Source organism: Thalassospira povalilytica (assembly GCF_002844235.1).
Lineage (GTDB): Bacteria > Pseudomonadota > Alphaproteobacteria > Rhodospirillales > Thalassospiraceae > Thalassospira > Thalassospira povalilytica.
Map to the genome: position 1 here is coordinate 159,678 of NZ_PGTS01000008.1, position 22,056 is coordinate 181,733.

General features: G+C 54.6%; 20 protein-coding genes. 8 read left to right on the forward strand and 12 right to left on the reverse strand.

What is annotated here, in order from left to right; translation table 11 throughout:
* Positions 1-46 precede the first annotated feature (46 nt).
* The 4 genes from CU041_RS18795 (at position 47) to CU041_RS18810 (ending at position 2,887) form a co-directional block, all read left to right on the forward strand.
* Positions 47-847, forward strand: coding sequence for an N-formylglutamate amidohydrolase (locus tag CU041_RS18795; protein ID WP_068518146.1), 801 nt, complete (start codon positions 47-49; stop codon positions 845-847).
* A 1-nt stretch (position 848) separates the two neighbouring features.
* On the forward strand, positions 849-2,018 hold the full coding sequence (locus CU041_RS18800) for a carboxylate-amine ligase (protein ID WP_101248046.1): 1,170 nt from the start codon (positions 849-851) through the stop codon (positions 2,016-2,018).
* 100 nt (positions 2,019-2,118) lie between these two features.
* Positions 2,119-2,364 carry a DUF2312 domain-containing protein gene (locus tag CU041_RS18805; protein ID WP_007090950.1) on the forward strand — a complete coding sequence of 82 codons (246 nt, stop codon included), beginning with the start codon at positions 2,119-2,121 and terminating at the stop codon, positions 2,362-2,364.
* Positions 2,365-2,440: 76 nt separating this feature from the next.
* Positions 2,441-2,887, forward strand: coding sequence for an MmcB family DNA repair protein (locus CU041_RS18810; protein WP_101248047.1), 447 nt, complete (start codon positions 2,441-2,443; stop codon positions 2,885-2,887).
* 57 nt (positions 2,888-2,944) lie between these two features.
* Here the strand turns inward: CU041_RS18810 and CU041_RS18815 are convergent, their stop codons facing one another.
* Positions 2,945-6,427: an indolepyruvate ferredoxin oxidoreductase family protein gene (locus CU041_RS18815; RefSeq protein ID WP_101248048.1), complete on the reverse strand. Its 3,483-nt coding sequence runs from the start codon at positions 6,425-6,427 to the stop codon at positions 2,945-2,947.
* Positions 6,428-6,820: 393 nt separating this feature from the next.
* Between CU041_RS18815 and CU041_RS18820 the strand changes: the two genes are divergently transcribed.
* The 4 genes from CU041_RS18820 (at position 6,821) to CU041_RS18835 (ending at position 10,979) form a co-directional block, all read left to right on the forward strand.
* On the forward strand, positions 6,821-7,264 hold the full coding sequence (locus CU041_RS18820) for a VOC family protein (protein WP_101248049.1): 444 nt from the start codon (positions 6,821-6,823) through the stop codon (positions 7,262-7,264).
* 186 nt (positions 7,265-7,450) lie between these two features.
* Positions 7,451-8,113: a Crp/Fnr family transcriptional regulator gene (locus CU041_RS18825; protein WP_101248050.1), complete on the forward strand. Its 663-nt coding sequence runs from the start codon at positions 7,451-7,453 to the stop codon at positions 8,111-8,113.
* A gap of 119 nt (positions 8,114-8,232) precedes the next feature.
* Positions 8,233-9,162 (forward strand): MBL fold metallo-hydrolase, encoded by a 930-nt coding sequence (locus CU041_RS18830; RefSeq protein ID WP_233433178.1) that lies wholly within the window; start codon positions 8,233-8,235, stop codon positions 9,160-9,162.
* A gap of 44 nt (positions 9,163-9,206) precedes the next feature.
* Positions 9,207-10,979, forward strand: a complete 1,773-nt coding sequence (locus CU041_RS18835; RefSeq protein ID WP_101248051.1) for a SulP family inorganic anion transporter — start codon at positions 9,207-9,209, stop codon at positions 10,977-10,979.
* Between the two features lie 55 nt (positions 10,980-11,034).
* Here the strand turns inward: CU041_RS18835 and CU041_RS18840 are convergent, their stop codons facing one another.
* The 11 genes from CU041_RS18840 to gap all read right to left on the reverse strand — a co-directional run bounded on the left by CU041_RS18840 (position 11,035) and on the right by gap (position 21,980).
* Positions 11,035-12,210: a benzoate/H(+) symporter BenE family transporter gene (locus CU041_RS18840; protein WP_068518137.1), complete on the reverse strand. Its 1,176-nt coding sequence runs from the start codon at positions 12,208-12,210 to the stop codon at positions 11,035-11,037.
* Positions 12,211-12,355: 145 nt separating this feature from the next.
* Entirely contained in the window at positions 12,356-13,297 is a 942-nt protein-coding gene (locus CU041_RS18845; RefSeq protein WP_170310305.1) for a hypothetical protein, read from the reverse strand.
* 142 nt (positions 13,298-13,439) lie between these two features.
* A complete protein-coding gene (locus tag CU041_RS18850) occupies positions 13,440-14,603 on the reverse strand; it encodes a peptidoglycan -binding protein (protein WP_068518136.1) in 1,164 nt (387 codons plus the stop codon).
* A 4-nt stretch (positions 14,604-14,607) separates the two neighbouring features.
* Positions 14,608-15,792 carry a flagellar motor protein MotA gene (locus CU041_RS18855; protein ID WP_068518135.1) on the reverse strand — a complete coding sequence of 395 codons (1,185 nt, stop codon included), beginning with the start codon at positions 15,790-15,792 and terminating at the stop codon, positions 14,608-14,610.
* Positions 15,793-15,804: 12 nt separating this feature from the next.
* Positions 15,805-17,085 (reverse strand): OmpA family protein, encoded by a 1,281-nt coding sequence (locus CU041_RS18860; protein ID WP_101248053.1) that lies wholly within the window; start codon positions 17,083-17,085, stop codon positions 15,805-15,807.
* A 266-nt stretch (positions 17,086-17,351) separates the two neighbouring features.
* Positions 17,352-18,161 carry an inositol monophosphatase family protein gene (locus tag CU041_RS18865; RefSeq protein WP_206927340.1) on the reverse strand — a complete coding sequence of 270 codons (810 nt, stop codon included), beginning with the start codon at positions 18,159-18,161 and terminating at the stop codon, positions 17,352-17,354.
* Positions 18,162-18,214: 53 nt separating this feature from the next.
* Complete coding sequence (efp, locus tag CU041_RS18870; RefSeq protein WP_068518132.1) at positions 18,215-18,781, reverse strand: elongation factor P; 567 nt, start codon at positions 18,779-18,781, stop codon at positions 18,215-18,217.
* Between the two features lie 197 nt (positions 18,782-18,978).
* Positions 18,979-19,620 (reverse strand): thiamine phosphate synthase, encoded by a 642-nt coding sequence (gene thiE, locus CU041_RS18875; protein WP_101248055.1) that lies wholly within the window; start codon positions 19,618-19,620, stop codon positions 18,979-18,981.
* A gap of 63 nt (positions 19,621-19,683) precedes the next feature.
* Positions 19,684-20,112, reverse strand: coding sequence for a hypothetical protein (locus CU041_RS18880; RefSeq protein ID WP_101248056.1), 429 nt, complete (start codon positions 20,110-20,112; stop codon positions 19,684-19,686).
* Between the two features lie 13 nt (positions 20,113-20,125).
* Entirely contained in the window at positions 20,126-20,848 is a 723-nt protein-coding gene (locus tag CU041_RS18885; protein WP_101248057.1) for a polyamine aminopropyltransferase, read from the reverse strand.
* A gap of 124 nt (positions 20,849-20,972) precedes the next feature.
* Entirely contained in the window at positions 20,973-21,980 is a 1,008-nt protein-coding gene (gap, locus tag CU041_RS18890; protein ID WP_068518128.1) for a type I glyceraldehyde-3-phosphate dehydrogenase, read from the reverse strand.
* Positions 21,981-22,056: the final 76 nt, after the last annotated feature.

A 22,056-nucleotide genomic window follows, 5' to 3' on the forward strand; every position in this document is an offset into this window, starting at 1 on the left:
TGACCTGCCACCTTTACCCAAAATACTGACTTTCAGGAGAATACGCGTGTCTCACCATGCAGGGGCCCTGTTGGGCCAAGATGATCCGGCCCCGTTTGAAGTTCTCAACGAAAATGGCAAAGGGCATTCGCTTTTTGTTTGCGACCATGCATCGCGCGCTATTCCCAAAAGTCTTGGCACCCTTGGTCTGCCCGAAGAGGAACGCAAACGTCATATCGGTTGGGATATCGGTGCGCGCAAAGTGACCGAAATTCTGGTTGAACGGTTCGATTGCCCGGCTGTTCTTGGCGGGTATTCCCGTTTGGTGATTGATTGCAACCGTCAACTTTGGGATCCGACCGGCATGCCGGAAATCGCCGATCAGACGGTTGTTCCGGGCAACAAGAATGTCTCGCCGACCGAACATATGAAACGCATCCGCGAGATTTTCCTGCCCTATCACGGTGCGATCGAAGAACGCATTGCCAATTTCCACGCGCATAAAATCGTCCCGGCCCTGATTGCGATCCACAGCTTCACCCCGGTGTTCCAGGGCTTTGAACGCCCGTGGGAAATCGGTGTCTTGTGGGATCAGGATGATCGTATTCCGGTACCGCTTCTGGCCAAGCTGCGCGAACAGAATCCCGATCTGACCATTGGCGATAACGAACCCTATTCCGGGCAGCACATGGCCGATTACACCATTGACCATCATGGCGAAGCCGGCGGGCTTCCCTGTGTGTCGATTGAAATCCGTCAGGATCTGATTGATACTGACGAAGGTTGCGAGAAATGGGCAAAGATCCTTGGCGATGCCTTTGTCGATATTCTTGCCGACCCGAACCTTTACAAGATTCGGAGAGACTGATTTGGTTGGGTCCAGTGCGCGCGAACCGGGATTTTCCATCGGGATCGAAGAAGAATTCTGGCTTGTTGATCGCCAAAGCCGCGATCTTGCCAAGGACCCGCCCGCCGATTTCCTGAAAGACGCCAAGGCAGAACTTGGCGATCAGGTTTCCAGCGAATTCATGCGTTGTCAGATCGAAACCGGAAGTACGGTCTGTAACAGTGCGGCCGAGGCCCGTGCGCAACTTGTCCATATGCGTTCCACCCTGTCCGGGGTGGCTGCGAAATATGACATGGCGCTGCTTGCGGCCTCGACCCACCCGTTTGCGCAATGGGACAGTCAGAAACATACCGACGGTGAACGCTACAACACGATTGCGCGTGACCTGCGTACCGTGGTTGATCGTTTGCTGATTTGCGGGATGCATGTCCATATCGGGATCGAGGACGATGATCTGCGGATCGAACTGATGGCGCAGGCAAGTTACTTCCTGCCACATCTTTTGGCCCTGACGACAAGTTCGCCGTTCTGGCGGGGCAGGGATACCGGTCTTCAGACGTTCCGGCTTTCGGTGTTTGACAACCTGCCACGGACGGGGCTTCCGGAAGTTTTCGGGTCTTGGGCGGAATATCGTCGCCATGTCGATATGCTGATCGAGGCAGGCGTGATCGAAGACGGCACCAAGCTTTGGTGGGATTTGCGGCCCTCTGATCGCTGGCCGACGCTTGAAATGCGCATTGCCGATGTTTGTACCGATCTGGAAGATGCGATTTGCGTGGCATCGATTACCCGTTGTGTGATGCGCATGCTGTATCGTTTGCGGCGCAATAATCAGCGCTGGCGCATTTATTCGAACATGCTGGTGCGCGAAAACCGCTGGCGGGCTTGCCGATATGGCAGTGATGCCGGGGACAAGGCGGGACTGATTGATTTCGGGCGCGGGGAAATCGTGCCCTATGCCGATCTGGTCGAGGAAATCCTTGAACTGATCCGCCCTGATGCCGAGTATTTCGGCTGTGTTGCCGAGGTCGAACATGCCCGCGAAATCATCCATCGCGGCACCAGTGCGCGCCGTCAGCGCGAGATCTACAATGCCGCCATCGAACGTGGGGCCAATGTCGATGATGCCTTGCTGGCAGTGGCTGATTGTTTGATCGAACGAACCGTGCCGGGATCAGGCAATCTGTCCTGATGGCACTTGTCAGCGGCCAGTGCATTGAGTATCGTCGCGCCGCATTGAAAATTTCGCGCACCGGGTATCCGCTGTGCAATCCATCATCGGAGAAGAATTGATGACCGAAGTCGGTGGTATCGCAGCCGATCAGCTTGCGAGCTATGTTGAGCGTATCGAACGTCTCGAAGAAGAAAAGGCCAACCTGATGGCCGACATCAAGGAAGTCTATGGCGAAGCCAAGGCCCTTGGCTATGACGTGAAAATCCTGCGCCAGATCATCCGTCTGCGCAAAATGGAAGACCACGAGCGCACCGAACAGGAAGAAATCCTCGAGGTCTACAAACGCGCACTGGGAATGAGCTGACAATTCCTGTCAGGAGACATTCACGATCCCGAGAAGCCCGCTTTCGAGCGGGCTTTTGTTTTTGTAGGATTTCGTCATGGAAACGCAAACCCGTCCCCAAATCACTGCCGAAGTCACCAATGGTGTCTGTCGGCTTTTGTATCATCATCAGATGTCCTGTCTGACCGAGCTTCGGTTGGGGAATGGTCGTCGGCTGGATGTTTTGGCATTGGGGGCCAAGGGGGAATTGTGGGCAGTCGAAGTCAAATCCTCGGTCGAGGATTTCCGGGCTGACCAGAAATGGCAAAGCTATCTTGATTATTGTGACCGCTTTTTCTTTGCCGTGCCGATGGATTTTCCGCGCGATCTGATCCCTGATGATGTCGGGTTGATTATTGCAGATCGATTTGAAGCCGCGATTATTCGCCAATGTGAGGAAACCTCACTTTTGGCCGCAAGGCGCAAAAAGCTTTTGATTTCGTTTGGGCAAACGGCGGCGGCCCGTCTTCAGGGTGGGGGCAGTGACGCGGTGTTTGTGACCTGAGCGGCATAAACAAAAGGCCCCGAAGAATACCCGGGGCCTTTTGTCGATTGCAGGGATTTACTCCGCTGCCTTGAGGTGCTCTGGCGGGTTGCGGAACTGTTCGATCAGTTCGGCTTCGCGTTTCTTTACCTTGGCGATATTGGCGTCCTTGACATGTCCATAACCGCGAATTTGTTCCGGAAGCGCCAGCAACGCATTGGCAATGCGGAAGTTGTCCGCAGTCAGGCCGTCGATAACTTCTGTAACAAGCTTCTCGTAATCGGCAATCAACTGGCGTTCCATCTTGCGTTCATGGGTACGGCCAAACGGATCAAGCGATGATCCGCGCAGGAATTTGAATTTCGCAAGTATGCGGAAAACACTCATCATCCAGGGGCCATAGGTCGATTTTTTCAGCTGACCGCTTTCCGGGTCCTGGGTCGCAATGGCCGGCGGGGCAAGGTGGAAGTTGATCTTGTAATCACCGGTAAAGTTTTTCGCCAGTTTGGCAAGGAACCTTGGATCGGTATAAAGACGTGCGACTTCGTATTCGTCCTTGTAGGCCATCAGTTTGAAGTAATATTTGGCAACCGTGCGGGACAATTCATCACCACCACCAAGCCTCTTTTCTGCAGCAGCAACCTTGTCAACCAGGGCAACAAACCGATCCGCATAAGCCGCATTCTGATAGTCGGTCAGGAAGGCCCGACGTTTGGCAACGATATCGGAAAGTTCGGTTGCGATCGGATGGGCTTCGGCTTCGTTCGGGCCGACCACATCAATTACCCGTTTGGGATCGTGGGCATAAAGGCGGCCCCAGTGGAAGGACTGCTTGTTCATATCCACACCAACACCATTAAGCTCGATCGCCTGCATCAGGGCTTCTTCACTGATCGGGATCAGGCCGCGCTGCCAGGCAACACCCAGCATGAACAGGTTGGTCGCAATCGAATTGCCCATCAGGCGAGTTGCAATGTCACTGCCTTCGACAAAATGCACCGCATCCGCCCCACACGCATCATTAATGACTTTCATATGCTCGTTGGTCTTGAGCTGGAAGTCCGGATTGCGGGTAAAGGCACCGGTGACGGTTTCATGGGTGTTGATCACCGCCTGCGTGAAGTTGCGGCGCATCTTGGCAAGGCCTTCGTAACTTGCCGCAACCAGAAGATCACAGCCCAGAACCACATTGGCTTCACCGGCCGGAATGCGGGCAGCATGCAGTTTGTTCTGGTCATTGGCAAAGCGGATATGACTGACAACCGCACCGCCTTTTTGCGCCAGACCCGCCATATCAAGCCCGACAATGCCTTTGCCTTCGATATGGGCTGCCATGCCAAGCAACGCGCCGATGGTCACAACACCCGTGCCACCAACCCCGGTGATCAGAACCGACCACGGATCATCAATATCGGGCAGGGTCGGACGTGGCAGGCTGGCAAATACCGCATCACCTGATTTATCGCCTTTGGCCGCGGCTTCGGGCTTGCGCAATGATCCGCCTTCGATGGTGACAAAGCTTGGGCAGAAGCCATTCAGACAGGAGAAATCCTTGTTACAAGCCGACTGGTCAATCGCACGTTTGCGGCCAAATTCGGTTTCGACCGGCACAACCGCAAGGCAGTTGGACTTCTCACTGCAATCGCCACAGCCTTCGCAAACCAGATCATTGATGAAAACGCGCTTGGGCGGATCGACCATCAGTTTGCGTTTGCGACGACGGCGTTTTTCCGCAGCACAGGTCTGATCAAAGATCAGGATCGAAACGCCTTCGATTTCACGCAGTTCTTTTTGGGTGCTATCAAGCTCATCGCGGTGGCGAATATCAACACCCGGCGCAAAGTCCGATCCCATCGGATATTTGTCAGGTTCGTCCGACAGGACGATGATGCGTTTTGCACCCTCGTCATACATTTGCCGGGTGATTTGCGGTACGGTCAACGGACCGTCAACCGGCTGTCCGCCTGTCATGGCGACCGCATCGTTAAACAGAATCTTGTAGGTAATATTCACACCCGAAGCGACGGCGGCACGCACGGCCAAAGACCCGGAATGGTAATAGGTCCCATCGCCCAAATTCTGGAATACGTGCTTTTCATTGGTAAAGGGTGCCTGACCGATCCAGGTGACACCTTCGCCGCCCATATGGGTAAAGGTTTCGGTCGAACGGTCCATCCAGTTGACCATGTAATGGCACCCGATACCGGCCATCGCGCGGCTTCCTTCGGGGACCTTGGTTGAACTGTTATGCGGACACCCCGGGCAGAACCACGGAATGCGGGCCACATCCGGGCGCGGTTCGGCGATTTCCTTTTCCTTTTCGGCAAGCCAGTCGATGCGTTCATGAATGGCCGGGCTGTCATAGAAACGTTTGATGCGTTCGGCCAGAACCACGGCAATACGTGCCGGGGTCAGTTCATCCATTGATGGCAGGATCCATTCGCCTTTTTCATCGAATTTGCCGATCACGGTCGGGCGGACGTCTTCGCGCCAGTTATAAAGCTGTTCCTTGACCTGGTTTTCCATCACCGCGCGCTTTTCCTCGACAACGATGATTTCTTCCAGACCCATGGCGAATTCACGTACATCGTCACGGTTGAGCGGCCAACTCATCCCGACCTTTAGAACCTTGATGCCGATCTTTGCGGCGTCTTCCTCGGAAATACCAAGGTCGTCAAACGCCTGCATGACATCAAGATATGCCTTGCCGGTGGTAATGATGCCAAGCCGCGCATTCGGGCTGTCGATCACGGTTTTATTGAGCTTGTTGGCACGCGCATATGCCAGTGCGGCATACAGCTTGTACTTCATCAGGCGGTGTTCCTGTTCCTTTGGCGTATCTGGCCAACGGATATGAAGCCCGCCTTCGGGCATGACAAAATCGGTCGGGATGACGGGCGTGATGCGGTCCGGGGCAACATCAACCGCGGCCGAGCTTTCAACGGTTTCGGCGATGGTTTTCATCGCCACCCAGCACCCGGAATAGCGGCTCATGGCCCAGCCATGAATACCGAAATCAAGAATATCCTGCACACCTGACGGGTTCAGCACCGGGATCTGTGCGTCAATAAACGCATATTCGGTCTGATGGGGCAGGGTGGATGATTTGCACGAATGGTCATCCCCGGCCAGAACCAGAACACCGCCATGTTTGGATGTGCCAGCATGGTTGGCATGTTTGAACACGTCACCGGACCGGTCAACACCCGGGCCCTTGCCGTACCACATGCCAAAGACGCCATCATATTTGGCGTCCTTGTACATATTGACCTGCTGGCTGCCCCAGACGACGGTTGCGGCAAGGTCTTCGTTTACACCGGCCTGAAATTCGATCTGTTGTTTGGTCAGGAACTTCTTGGCCCGCCAAAGTTGCTGATCCAGTCCGCCCAGCGGCGATCCGCGATATCCCGAAATACAGCCTGCCGTATTCAACCCGGCGCGCGCGTCAAGCTGGCGCTGCATCAGGGGCAGGCGCACCAGTGCCTGAATACCTGTCAGGTAAACCCGACCCTCTTCCAGGGTGTATTTGTCGTCCAGACTGATTGCCGCCAATTGTGCCATGACCGGTCTCCCTTGGGATCTCTCTGATATTCGGGTCATTCGGGTCTTACGCACTGCATTTTATTATATGGGATGTGGTGCAGTGTTTCGGTATGACCTGTTCTCTCATTCATTCGGGTCGGTTTGCGGGACCATCACCGAATACAAGAATGGTAATGAATACTGACCTTTTTTCAAAATGAACTCGCATCGCAATGCGTAAAACGCCCGATTGCATCGGTTGACGTTGGGTCAACTTATTATTTACTTATTCCGGTACCGATTTACGCGCAATATAATTGCGTCTCTGTTGCGATGCGATATTCCAGCAATGATCGAGTCTGTCTTCTGGCCGGGAAAAACAATGTGCTATGGTCAGACAGATTTTAATGCAGCAATCAGTGGGGGCATAAGATGGAACAGCGTGTTTCGCTGATTACCTTGGGCGTTGCCGATCTGGATCGTTCGCGCCGGTTCTATGAAAACGGTCTTGGCTGGAAAATGACCGAAATGGTCGAAGGGCAGGTGGTGTTTTACCAACTGTCCAATGGTCTTGCCCTTGGCCTGTTCGGACGTGATGCGCTTAAGGAAGACGGCAAGTTCGATGATGATACGGGGGCCAGCTTTGCCGGGCTGACCCTGGCCTTTAACGCGCGCAGCGAAGAAGAAGTCGATCTTGTCATGGCCGAGGCCGAGAAAGCCGGGGCCAAAATCCAGAAGCCGGCCGAAAAGGTTTTCTGGGGCGGGTATTCCGGATATTTCCGCGACCCGGATGGTCACGCCTGGGAGGTTGCCTTTAACCCGTTCTGGGAAATCGATGATCGTGGCAATCTGATCATCCCGACCAACAAGGAATGATCATATTTTCCGAGCGACCCCGTATCCGGTTGCCGTAAAGGCGGAAACTGGCCGCGGGTTCCGGGGCTGCCCACCATCCCCCGGATTTCAGATCAGTGCTTTGGGCTTGCATTTGCAGGGCCAAGAAGACAAAACACAAAAGGTTTTTGTTGTTTTGAATGGCGCGGGAAACAGACAGGATAAAATATGTCGCACGCAGACTGGATCATGCAGTTTCCCGGATTGTCGCGTTTGTCGACGGAGCTTCGCCAATATCTGACCGATAACAGCCGGGTTATTGATATTCCGGTCGATACCGTGATTTTTGGCCCGGGAAAGCCACCCGAACAGTTATTGTTGCTGCTTAGTGGCACGGTGCGGGTTCAGAAAACATCTGAAACCGGGCGTGAAATTGTTCTGTATCGTGTGCATGCCGGTGAAAGCTGTGTGTTAACCACAGCCTGTCTGATGGCATATGAAGATTATTCCGCCGAAGGCATCGCAGAAACCGGATTGCAGGCGGTGGCCATTCCCCGTGATGTGTTTGATCGCATGGTTGCGGATTCACCGGAATTTCGCCAGTTCGTCTTTATGGCCTATTCGCGCCGCATGACCGACCTGTTTGCAGTGGTCGAAGAAATCGCGTTTCGCAGGCTCGATATCCGGCTGGCGCAAAAGCTGATCGAATTGTCATCCGAACAGCACACCATCCAGACAACCCACCAAAAACTTGCAGGCGAGCTTGGCACCGCGCGCGAAGTCATTTCCCGCCAGCTTGCCGAATTTCAGCGTCGGGGCTGGATCGAACAGGCGCGCGGAGTCATCCATATTCTTGACCGCGATCAGATCAAGGCGTTGGCAAAACAGTAAAGACACCTGATTTCAGGCTTCTGTTTCATTAATAAAATCAAAAAATTATAATATTTGAATGTGTTTGGTGACTTGGTCACAGACGCGCTTCACAATGACTGGGTAGGATGATCTCAACAGTGTTTAACGGCGCCGGAACTGTGCGCCTGACCGAAGGAGATACCATGTCCCCGTATCCGGTAAATATGTCTGCAAAGCCAGACGTTCGCGCATTCTTTGACGACGCAACCAACACCATCAGCTATGTGGTCAAGGACCCGGAAAGCAACGCCTGTGCCGTGGTCGATTCCGTCATGGATATCGACTATGCCGCGGGCCGCATCAGTTTTGATCACGCAGACGCCATCATCAAGGATATTCGCGAACGCGAACTTGATCTGCAATGGATCATTGAAACCCACGTTCATGCCGATCACCTGTCTGCGGCCCCCTATATCCAGCAACAGCTGGGCGGAAAGCTGGGCATCGGGGCCAATATCCGGGTTGTTCAGGAAACCTTTGGCAAGATCTTCAACGAAGGGACCGAGTTCCAGCGTGATGGCAGCCAGTTCGACAAGCTGTTTGAAGATGGCGATACCTATCAGGTTGGATCCATGACCTGCTTTGCGATCTTTACGCCGGGCCATACGCCGGCCTGCATGGTGCATGTCATGGGGGATGCTGCCTTTGTCGGGGATACGCTGTTCATGCCTGATGGCGGTTCGGCGCGCGCCGATTTCCCGGGCGGGGATGCCGGTGTTTTGTATGACAGCATTCAAAAGGTGCTGTCACTGCCCGACGAGATGCGTCTTTTCATGTGCCATGACTATGGACCCAATGGCCGTGACATTCGCTGGGAAACCACGGTTGGTGACGAACGCCGGTTCAACATTCATGTTGGCGCGGGCAAGACACGCGAAGAATTCATCAAATTCCGCACAGAACGTGATGCACAGCTTGATATGCCGCGTCTGATCCTGCCATCGCTGCAGGTCAATATGCGTGCGGGTCAACTGCCCAAGGATCAAAGCGGCCGCCTGATGCTCAAGGTTCCCCTGAACGGGTTGTAAGGCTGCGCCTTGAACCTTTGCAATATGATCGAAAGTTGCCAAACATGACCTTGCCGCGTCTTGGGAAATATATCCCCGTCCTTGACTGGGGCCGCAGCTATGACCGGACTGCGTTCGGCAATGATATGGTTGCTGCCATCATTGTGACGATCATGCTGATCCCGCAATCGCTGGCCTATGCGCTTCTGGCGGGATTGCCGCCAGAAGCCGGGCTTTATGCATCGATTGTCCCGATCATTCTTTATGCCATTTTCGGCACAAGCCGCGCATTGGCCGTTGGGCCGGTGGCCGTGGTTTCGCTGATGACGGCCGCTGCGATCGGCAATGTGGCCGAGGCAGGCACGATGGGCTATGCGGTGGCGGCCCTTACACTTGCGGCGCTTTCCGGGGCGATCCTGCTTGCGATGGGGGTGTTCAAGCTTGGTTTCCTGGCCAACTTTCTGTCCCATCCGGTGATTGCCGGATTTATCACCGCATCGGGCATTCTGATTGCGACAAGCCAGATCAGGCACATTCTGGGCGTGGATGCCGGCGGGCATAATCTTTGGGAAATGGTGACATCCCTTGTTGCGCATCTTCCGCAAACCAATCCGATGACCCTGTTGATTGGCGGGCTTGCAACGCTGTTTCTGTTCTGGGTGCGCAAGGGGCTTAAACCCGCCTTGCGCAAAATCGGCATAGGGCCACGACTTGCCGATGTCGTGACAAAGGCCGGACCGGTTGCCGCGGTCATGGTGACGACCTTTGCGGTTTGGCAGTTTCATCTGGCCGATGGTGGCGTGAAAATTGTCGGCGACGTGCCCCAAAGTCTGCCGCCGCTGACCATGCCCGATTTTTCGGTCGGACTGGTGTCGGATTTGCTGGTGCCAGCCATTCTGATTTCTGTAATCGGATTTGTTGAATCGATCTCGGTTGCGCAAACCTTGGCCGCCAAGCGCCGTCAGCGCATCAACCCGGATCAGGAACTTATTGGTCTTGGTGCGGCAAACATCGGGGCGGCCTTTACCGGTGGCTATCCGGTGACCGGTGGCTTTGCCCGTTCGGTTGTCAATTTCGATGCCGGTGCGCAAACCCCGGCGGCCGGTGCCTTTACCGCAATTGGTTTGGCGATCGCGGCTATCGCGCTTACGCCGCTTGTTTATTTCCTGCCCAAGGCAACGCTTGCCGCCACGATCATTGTGGCCGTGCTGTCGCTGGTCGATTTTTCGATCCTTAAAACCAGCTGGCAATATTCAAAGGCCGATTTCGTCGCGGTGCTGGCAACGATCCTTTTGACGCTGGGCTTCGGTGTTGAAGTCGGGGTGACGTCGGGTGTTGTGCTGTCGATCGGGTTGTTCCTGTATAAAACGTCACGGCCCCATATTGCCGAGGTCGGACTGGTGCCAAGCACCCAGCATTTCCGTAACATCAAACGTCACAAGGTGATTACCGATCCATCGATCCTGACGATCCGCATTGACGAAAGCCTGTATTTTGCCAATGCCCGTTTTCTTGAAGATTACATCTTTGATCGTGTGGTCGGGGATGACCGGCTCAGGCATGTCATTCTGATGTGTTCGGCCATCAACGAGATTGATCTGAGCGCACTGGAATCGCTTGAAGCCATCAATCACCGGCTTGATGAAATGTGTATTGCCCTGCATCTGTCAGAAGTCAAAGGCCCGGTGATGGACCGTCTGAAATGCGCCCATTTTCTTGATGATCTGACCGGAAGGGTTTTTCTGTCGCAATATGACGCCATGCGCGAGCTGCTTGGCAAATTATCGGTGTCTGATGCGATTGACACGAATGACAATTCATCTGCCAAAACCGGCTGAAAACATAAAAAAGCCCGGCATTCGATTTGCCGGGCTTTTTCGCAATTCAGAATATCTAGCGGTTTCTGAGATGGGTCAGAAGATAAATCAGACCACCGGCAAGCAATCCCCAGAATGCCCCGGAAATTCCATAGAATGTCAGTCCGGCGGCCGTAACGATAAAGGTCACGGCGGCGGCCTCGCGGGCGTCTTCCTCGCGAAAGGCGGCAACGGCTGATCCGGCAAAGGCGCCAATCAGGGCCAGTCCGGCAACCGCTTCGATCAGGATGCCCGGTGCAAGGCTGATAAAGGCCGTGACAAGACCGGCAAGCAATCCGAACACGATATAGAAAACACCGCCTGATACCGCCGCCCAATACCGTTTGGCCGGATCGGGATGGGCATCCTTGCCCGCGCACAGGGCTGCGGTAATGGCCGCCAGATTGACCGCATGACCACCGAACGGGGCCGAAAGCAGTGAAAAAATACCCGTCACGGTAAAAAGCGGGCCGGGCGGGGTGTCATAGTCATTGGCGCGCAAGACCGCCGTGCCCGGAATGTTTTGCGATGCCATGGTGACGATAAACAACGGAAGCGCAATGCCGACCAGACCACCAAGCGTGAAAACCGGCATCACAAATTCGACCGGCGGGGCGATCGATCCGCTTAAATCCGACAGCGCATTTTCCGGGAAATCGACCCCGAAAATCATGACGGCGATAAAGGCCAGCAAGGCCGCAGGCACCGCCAGAAGACGATTAAATCGCCCGACCACCAGCCAGGCAATCGCAATCGGCAGGCCAAGCAACGGATCAAATGCAACCGCCTTGACCGGGGCCAGACACAGGCCCAGCAACACCCCGGCCAGCATCGCATTGGCAAGTGGGGCAGGAATGCCGGCAACGGCCCGGCCCAACGGTTTCCACACGCCGCTTATGATGATCAGGATTGCACAGACGATAAACGCACCGACCGCAACCGCAAATCCGCCTTCGATCGCACCGGATGTGGCAAGCAAAGCCGCCCCGGGCGTTGACCAGGCGATGCTGATCGGAAGACGGGTCTTGAGCGACAGCACAATCGCACACAGCCCCATGGAAATCGAAAGCGCCATCAGGCCCGATGCGGCTTGTTGCGGTGTTGCACCAACCGCACTCAGCCCCTGAAGGACAACAGCAAACGAACTGGCAGACCCGACAAAGCCTGCCAACAGGCCCATGAAAATACTCTGGGGCGAAATATCGCGCAGCATGGTGGCTCCGGAATATGGATGTTTTGATATCAAGGTGACGCGGTTTTCGACCCTAGCGGGAAGTCCTTGATCCCACCAGAAAAATTAAGGCCCTGCACCATGAGGTTGCAGGGCCAGATTCGGTATTTCGGATTTTTCAGGTTATTCACGAACGCAGTTCAAATTGCACTCTGCGTTTTTCGGTGTCCGATCCGCTTGCGACAAAGTTTTGTCCTGGGCGGTTCGTCCAAATGCCGTCAGCGTGAAGGCCATTGGTGCATTCCAATTCCCAGCTACCTGTCAGCGTTGTTTTCTGTGCATTCACCGCTGTTCCTGTGCATTGCGCACTTTCATCTGGGAGCGAGAATTTAAACTCGACTTGCGCTGCTGTTTCGCGGGTAACGGAGCCAGAAAATTCATCAACCAACCCGGCCCAGGAACCATTGATTGTTGTTAGTGGCAATTTTTTCGCGCCCGGCAGCGGGTTCACATTGGAAAATGCAGACGCAATGTTCTTTTTGTCATCTTCCGTTATCAGGTCAATTTTGTGAATGAACTCTTCAGGGGACACGCTGAACTTGTCGCCACAGGTTCCGAACTCGACGACAGCATCTGGAAGCCCGCGATCATTATCGTAGGGCGTCGGGCCCTTAAATCGCTTGGTAAAGCTGCCAACGATGCATTTGTCATTTTGGGCAAAATAGCCCTTTGTTCTCGGAGAAATCACGTCCAGTTCAACAAAGTCATCTTTGGAAACAGGAAATTTTTTCGCCAACTTTGTGAAAATGTCCACATTCGCGAAACGTCTCTCGTTACTGTCAGAGAACCAGGCTATGTTGATGAATTCAATCGTAATGAATGAACGCCCCGAATCCCAGATGATGGTTTCCATCCATCCCTGACCGTTGTTGCGCTGTTTTGCGTCTGTGATGTAGTCGCTGGAAGGTTTCAGGAAGGCGAAGGTGTTAAACCGACTTTCAGTTGGAGTAAAAGATCCCTTGTCGTCGATTTTCAGAGAACGACCTTTTACATCGGTCGGACCTCCGTCTGTTACGCATGCAGTTAATGAAGCCGTCATAACAAGCGCAAAGCAAAGTCTTGAGAGCATTAGAGAACTTTCTTTTTTGTCGGTGAATCGAACTTCACTAAACTAAGCCATCAAATGTTGTCATTCTACCTTAAATTGTTGCCGATGAAATGCAAACATCCCCTCGCATTGGAGGGGCTGTTTGTTTTACACCTATGAAGACTTATCGCTCGGTGATCTTGAACTCGATGCGCCGGTTGCGGCGATAGGCGATTTCATCGTCGCGGTTATCAAGGGGCTGATATTCACCAAAGCCTGCTGCTACCAGCCGGTTGGGCGGGACGCCCTGATCGATCAGGAATTTGACCACCGATATGGCACGTGCCGATGACAGTTCCCAGTTCGATGCGAATTTGAGGTTACGGATCGGAACCTTGTCCGTATGACCGTCAACACGCATGACCCAGTCAATATCGTCGGGAATTTCCGATGCAATCGTCGTCAGGGTCTGACCAAGTTTTGCCAGCTGTTCCTGACCTTCTTCGCCAAGATCGGCTGATCCCGATCCAAACAGAACTTCGGACTGGAACACAAAGCGGTCACCGACAACGCGGATATCCTGACGGTCGCCAAGAACTTCGCGCAGGCGGCCAAAGAACTCCGAACGATAACGCTGCAACTCGGCAACCTTGGTGGCAAGTGCCGCATTCAGGCGCTGTCCAAGATTGACGATCTGGGCTTCCTTGTCGGCATTCTCGCGTTCGGACGCCTCAAGTGCGGCTTCGATCTTTTGCAATTGCTGGCGCAGGGCAAGCATCTGCTGATTAAGGGCAGCGACCTGTGCCTGTGCTTCTGCGCTCAGATTTTTCTGGGTTTCAAGTTCCGATGCCCGCGAGGCGAGCAGTGCAGAAAGTTCTTCGATGCGGGTTTCCTGATCGGCGATCTTTTCTTCGCTGTTGCTGCGCAGTTCCGAAAGCTCGGTCTCCTTGGTTTCAAGGGTCGCCAAAGCAGCAAGAAGCTTCTTCTCGATCTCGTCAGCCGAAAGTTTGGCATCTGCAAGCTGGGTCGCAAGGGCGGCCGCGCGGGACTTCAAGTCGTCACGCTGGTCGCTGGTATTGGAAAGCTCGGTGGTCAACTGGGTCAGTTCCAGTTCCATCCGCTGATTGTTTCCACGTTCAAGCGACAAAAGATTGGTCAGCTCGTTGACCTGGGCGGTCAAATCGCTCAGTGCTTCGTCACGTCCCGAAAGGGCGGCACCCAGATAAACCTGCGCAATGACAAAGATCATCAGAAGAAAGATGATCACCATCAAAAGCGTTGCCAGCGCATCAACGAAGCCCGGCCAAGTATTCACATCGCGGTTACGACGGCGCGAAAGCCCGATCATGCGATCAGCCCTCCTCGGCGATGGCGGCGATGGTACGGGCCAGAAGCTTGATCTCGCTTCTGATTTCCTGTGTGGACTGCTGGCGGCCGACGGTCAGTTCTTCGGCAACACGGCCAAGCTGGTTATCAAGCGAACGGATATGGGCGCGCGTGTTGTCGTCAATCCCGAAGCTGCCCATTTTCATGGAGTCCGCCAGCTGATCAAGCACCGGTTTCAGGTGCATCTGGTTTTCCGCCAGCTTGACCATCAATTGCTGTTCGGCCTTCATCTGATCGGTCAGGGTCGACAATTTGTCGGCCAGATCAATCAGGGTATTGTGCGACTTGATTTGGGAGCTTTCCGAACGCTGGATGGAATTTTGCAGTCCTTCCATATTGTCGGCCATCTGTTCGATCAGTGCCGAAAGATAGGCCGGAACCGACTGTTCGCCATCCGAAAGCGCGCTTCCCGAACCCAGACGGGTGAAGCTTGAAAGCCATTCTTCAAGATCGTTGAAGAACCGGTTCTGGGCCTGACCGGCCTGCATATCCAGAAGACCAAGTGCCAGCGAACCGGCAAGACCAAACAGCGAGGACGAGAACGCCGTTCCCATGCCGCTCAGCGGCTCTGACAGGCCTTCCTTAAGATCAGAGAACCATAGATCCATGTTCGATCCGCTGCCGACATTGACATTGCCAATGACATCGGCAACCGAGTTCACGGTCTGAAGCAGGCCCCAGAAAGTACCCAACAGACCAAGAAACACCAGAAGACCAACGATATAGCGCGACAATTCGCGGCTTTCATCAAGGCGCGACCGGATGGAATCAAGGATGGTACGGGTCGATGTGGTCGAAAGTTGCGGGCGATCGCGGCGCTGTTCGGCCATCATGCTGGCCATCGGGGCCAGAAGTTTCGGCGGAACCTGTGATGTCAGGCCCGGGCGCGACCGACGGAAATCCTCGATCCAGGTGACTTCCGGTGACAGGCTGGCAGCCATGCGGAAGGTGTAAATCACCCCGACGACAAATACGCCAAGGATCAAGCCATTAAGAACAGCATTGGCCATAAAGGCATCAGACAATGCAGGGAACAGCAGGGCGCCGACCCCGACGATGATGGCAACAAAGATCGCCATACGTGTCAGATAACTTCCGGGTTTGGTAATGGGCAGGAGCGTACCTGCACCATTGGCCGATTGACTGCTCATGATGGATTAATCCTAGCGTTGAACGGTTTTGATATCGACGCGATCGGCAGGGCCGGACGGAACATTCGCACCCAGGGCACGAACATCAATGCGCGTTGAACGCACGCCCTGATCAATCAGATAGGAACGAACCTGAAGCGCACGCGACAGCGACAGGCGGCGCGCCTTGGATGCATTGGCACCATCGCCCTGGGCATAGGCCTGAAGCTGGATGCGAAGACTGTCATCCTTGTTCATTGCTGAAATCACCTGATCAAGCGCGCTTTTGGCCTGACCGGTCAGCTCAAAGCTGTCTGCGGCAAAGCCAAGGCTGTATTCGTCACTGCCAGCGGTCGGCATCGGGGCCGGTGCGGCCTGGTTTGCCGGGGGAACGGCTGCTTCCTCGGCGGCCGGTTTCGGTGCCGGTTCTGCTTTCGCTGCCGGGGCTGTTTCCGCCATGGTGGCGGCAGATTGCGTGGTGTCGGGTGACGGTGCCGGCGGCGGCGGAACTTCGTTGCCCTTGGCAATCGGTTCGACGACCGGTGCACTTGGTGCCGACGATGCGCCACTGTCATCAGACAAAAGCGGCGGGGCCTTTGGCGGTTCGACCATCTCGGCTGTTTCTGTCGTCGGGGCAGGTGCCGGTGCTGATACAGGTGCAGATGTAGACGCCGCTGCGACCGGTGTTGCCTGTGCCGGGCTCGAAGCCGGTGCTTCGGTCATGACCGGTGCGGCTGGTGCCGGTGTCGGTGCCGGGGCAGATGCCGGTTTGGTCAGCGGTGTTGGCGCATTTGCATTTGATGTGCTGCTGGCAACCGCGACCGGCGCGGCAGGCTTGCTGCGCGGCCCAGACGTCGGCGCAGGCTGTTCAAGGGCGATGACCTGATTGGCACCATCATCCATTGCCGCTGACGGGTTTACACCCGGGACACCATAAAATTCTGATTGGGTCGGAAATGCGCTGCCGCCAGCCGAACCATCAATGACAACCGTCTCAAAGTCGCTGTCATAGGTGCCTGCACTGCCGGTTTCGGCAAACTGGTTGCTGGCAAGAAATTCGGATTTCGGTTTGGTTTCCGGAAAGATCAGATCACCACCGGGCATCACGATATGTTCGCGTGACACGGACGGTGAAAGATATTGCGGGACGGTTGGCTGATCACCAAAACCGTCTGCGACGTCCCAGTTTACCTGGACGCTATTGTCAACCGAGACGGGGGAGTATTGCTGTGCGGATGCGTTCGCAGCAAAGAACACGGTGGTTCCCAGTGCAGCCGACATCGCAAGCACGGAAATCTTGGAATACCCCTTCATCAAATCGCAGGCCCCTTAATACCCTGTGTTTGAAATCGTCTTATAACGTTTTTCTTTTTTACACAGTTTTGTGTCGATCGTTAGGCACCCGGAAAATTTATCGAATGCCACCCCTGTTGTCTGGCAGCCCGTCAAATGGCTACGCAGTACCATGCACCATAGCTTAGAGACAGATAATGGACAACCGCTTTGACCGATAAAGCAAAAGGGGCACTTCGGTAAATTCCGAAGTGCCCCTTTCAAAAAACGGTAATAAAAGCGGGATGTTAGTCCGTGATCGCTTTCTTAAGCGTTTTGGCCAGAACCGGCTGGATATAGTCGTTGGCTGCAACCACGCTGCCGGTACCAAGCATGTTGGTGCCGCCATTGGCGTCGCGGACATAACCGCCGGCTTCGGTCACGATCAAAAGACCCGCAGCAATGTCCCAGGCATTGAGATGTGCTTCCCAATAGCCGTCATAACGACCGGCTGCGACATAGGCCAGATCAAGGGATGCGGCACCCATGCGACGAACACCCGCACAACGGTCCATGACCGAATGCAGCTGTTTTTCAAATGCAGCATGATCACCATGACCAAGATGCGGAACGCCACAAGCCAGAACACATTCGTTCAAACGACGGCGGCCGGAAACACGCAGGCGACGGTTGTCAAGAAACGCACCAAGGCCTTTTTCCGCCCAGAAGCACTCATCCTTGGCAACGTCATAAATCATGCCAGCGATGATTTCGTCACCCTTCTGAAGGGCAACCGAAATGGCAAAATGCGGAATGCCATGCAAGAAGTTGGTGGTGCCATCAAGCGGATCAATGATCCAGCGATGTTCCGGATCGGAACCCTTGACCTCACCGCCTTCTTCAAGAAGGAAGCCGTAACCCGGACGGGCACGTTCAAGTTCTTCACGCAGGCGTTTCTCGGCACGGTGATCAGCCGCAGATACGAAATCTGCCGGGCCTTTCATCGACACCTGAAGGTTTTCGACTTCACCGAAGTCGCGTTTCAGTCCATAGGCTGCCTTTTCGACAGCCTTGTACATAACGTTGATATTCGCAGAACGACGGGCGGCGCCTCGCACGGCATATCTCCCGGTGTTTGAATTAAAGAAAAACCGAAGGGCAGGGAACGCCCTTAGTCCTTGGCACGCTCGATATAGGTGCCTTCAACCGTGTTCACGACAATGCGCGTACCCGATTCAATATGCGGGGGCACCATCACACGAACACCGTTTTCAAGAACGGCCGGTTTGAAAGAAGAAGACTGGGTCTGACCTTTTACAACAGCATCGGCTTCGACAATCTGGAAGACGACATGTTCCGGAAGGGTCACGCCAAGCGGCTCACCTTCGAAGGATTCGATGGTAACAACCATGCCATCCTGAAGATAAACAGCGGGTTCGCCAACAAGGTCGGAATTGATCGTGATCTGATCATAGGTTTCGGTGTCCATGAAGGTGATCATGTCACCATCGGCGAACAGGTAGGTGTATTCTTTCTGCTCAAGGCGAACCTTTTCGACGGTTTCCGATGCACGGAAACGCTCGTTCAGCTTGGTGCCGGTACGAATGTCTTTAAGTTCAACCTGGTTAAAAGCACCGCCTTTACCCGGCTTTACAGCCTGGCATTTTACTGCACGCCACAGGGCACCTTTATGTTCGATAAGGTTACCCGGACGGATTTCGTTGCCGTTGATTTTCATGGCACCAACCGTTCTTTCAGATCACAGATTCACAATGCAATAGGGGGCACTCGCCCCATTTAAGGGGCTCTAACTATCAGTTTGGCTGTTTTGCTGCAAGCAGATTGATCAGGGTTATCGCGCATGACAGCCCGTCATTCCCGCATGGCTGGGGCCAAGCTTTTGCCACCCCTGACATTTTACGATGTCAGCCTGTCTCAGGCCTCGGTTGCGGCAATTGCCGCCTTGATGGCCCTGGCACCGGCTTCGGGTCCGTCCGGATAGTTCCAGACCCCGCCGGTCACGGCGACAAAATCCGCCCCGGCCAGAACAATCGGGGCGACATTGTCCGCGGTGATGCCGCCGATGGCAACACATGGCACCGTGGTAAAGGTCGTCCAGATTTCAAGAATTTCCGGTGTAACGCTGGTTTTGGCTTCTTTGGTCTGGGTCGGGTAAAACGCGCCAAAGGCAACGTAATCCGCACCCTTTTCACCAAGGATCATCGCGCGATGGCGGCTGTCATAGCACGATACACCAACGATATGTTCCTCGCCCATGATGGCGCGCGCCTCGTCATAGCTGGCGTCTTCTTCGCCAACATGGACGCCGTCACAGCCGGACTTTTTGGCAATGTCGGGGCGGTCATTAAGGATCAGCGGAATGTCGCGGTCGTTACACATCGGCAGGATGGTATCAATCGCCTTGCGGATTTCATCATCGCTGACATCTTTCAGACGAAGCTGCAGGCAATCAACCGCACCGGTATCAAGAACCGACTTCAGCGTCTCGCCAAAGGATGCAAGTTCGATTTTCGGCGGGGTCAAAAGATAAAGACCGGCAAGTTCGTCAGTGTTCACGGTGATAATTCCTGATGATTTCCTGCGTGTTATGTAACGCCTGGCGCTGCTTTTGGCAATTGCCTAGCCAAGGCTGGCACCAAGGCGCCGGTCGAGTTCATGATCGGGAAGCCGGTGGTCTTCCATCTCGTATATCGCATCGGCCGGGGGCGGGGCTGTGAAAACCTGAAATCCGCGTTGCTGACCCATGTCGCGCAGGTTTTCGGTTTGCCTGTTACCAGTCGGATCAATGATCACGCCATCCAGACCGATTTCGATCGCGGCCAGTGCCCCGGACATGCGCCCGCGACAATCAAGAATGGCGCGAAAGGCCGCAGTCGGAAACTCATCGCGTGTCAGCCCGACCAGACCGGCAAACCATTGTGCCCCGTTGATTTGGGCAGCATGTTCTGGCGACAGCAAAACAAATGGCCGGTCGGCCAACACACGACAGGCCGATCTGGCACCTTTTATGCCATGAATACGAATGACCGGATCGGGAAATACCGTCATCGGCAGGACCGTCTTACGATGCTTTGCGCGCGATATAGACCGTATTGATATCTTCACGGTCAATCAGCGGATGGCGGAATGTAATGACCTCGGCGCGAATGTCGTCAAAGGCCGCCGCCAGATTTTCTTCAAACCAGGGTTCGGGCAATTCTGTGGACCAAAGTGCAAACACCCCGCCCGGCACCAGATGTGTCGCAAGTTTCTGCAAGCCGTCCTTTGTATAAAGGCGCTTGTGATCGTCATGCAAAACATTGCCCGGTGAATGATCAACATCAAGCAGAATAGCATCATGTCTGGTATCGGGGCGTTGCGGGTTCATGCCCGCAATATCGGAAAGTGATGCCCCAAAGAAATCCGCATGAACCAGTTCGCAGCGCCGATCACCCGAAAGCTGTTCACCAAGTGGCAGCAATCCCTGCTGGTGCCATTCGATGACTTCGGGAAGGGTATCAAGAACCGTAAGCTTTCCGGTCTTCGGATTATCGAGCGCCGCCTTTGCGGTATAGCCAAGGCCCAGTCCGCCAACCACAACATCAAGGCTGTCACCGGCAAGGTCCGCCAGCCCAAGGTCGGCCAGCGCGATTTCAGCATCGGTAAACAGGCTCGACATCAGGTATTCGTCATCAAGCTTGATTTCATAAACATCGATATCAAGGCTGAGCTCGCGACGTCGGCGCAGGCTCAAAACCCCAATCGGGGTCGGTCGATAATCGAGTTCCTTGAACAATAGGCTCACGGTCTGGTTCCTTTGCGTTGACCGGGCGGGCAGGGTGAGGGCAAGACTGACCGATTGGCCGCCAAAAGAAAAGAGCCCGAAGCAGAATACTTCGGGCTCTTTCCAAATTCGGACCAAACGAAGCTTAGAGGAACTTCGCCATGGCGACAGCGGTGTCGCTCATGCGGTTGGAGAAGCCCCACTCGTTGTCATACCAGGACAGGATACGAACGAAGTTGCCATCCATGACCTGGGTCTGGGTCGCATCAAAGGTCGAGCTGTTCGGGTTGTGGTTGAAATCAACCGAAACCAGCGGTGCTTCGCAAACGCCAAGAACGCCTTTAAGCGGACCGTTTGCAGCTTCTTTGATGGCGGCGTTGACTTCATCAACGGTGGTGTCACGGCCAGCAACGAAGGTCAGGTCAACCATGGAAACGTTCGGGGTCGGAACGCGGATGGCAGTGCCATCGAGTTTGCCCTTGAGTTCCGGAAGAACAAGACCAACAGCCTTGGCTGCACCGGTCGAGGTCGGGATCATCGAAAGCGATGCCGAACGTGCACGGCGCAGGTCCTTGTGCAGGCTGTCCACGGTGTTCTGGTCGCCGGTGAAGGCGTGAACTGTGGTCATGAAGCCTTTGGTGATGCCAACGGTCTTGTTCAAAACGTCTGCAACCGGTGCCAGGCAGTTGGTGGTGCACGAAGCGTTCGAAACGATGACGTCATCAGCGGTCAGGGTGTCGGAGTTAACACCGTAAACAACGGTCTTGATATCGCCCTTTGCCGGGGCCGAAATCAGAACGCGTTTTGCGCCAGCGGTCAGGTGTTTGCCTGCACCGGCTTCGTCAAGGAAGATACCGGTGCATTCGAATGCGATATCAACATTCAGCGCTGCCCACGGCAGGTTCGCCGGGTCACGTTCGGAGCAAACCTTGATGGCTTTGCCGTCAATGACCAGGTTGTCGCCTTCGGCTTTGACTTCGTTGGCAAGAACGCCATGAACGGAATCATATTTCAGAAGATGTGCGTTGGTGTTGACGTCACCCAGGTCGTTGATGGCAACAACTTCAACGTCGGTGCGACCGCTTTCAACGATAGAACGCAGAACAAGACGGCCGATACGACCAAAACCATTAATCGCTACGCGAATAGCCATTCATCCCTCCAAAATTATAATGATTGGTACCTGGGGAGTATCAATCACGGCTTAGGGTTCAAAACCCATAGAAAAA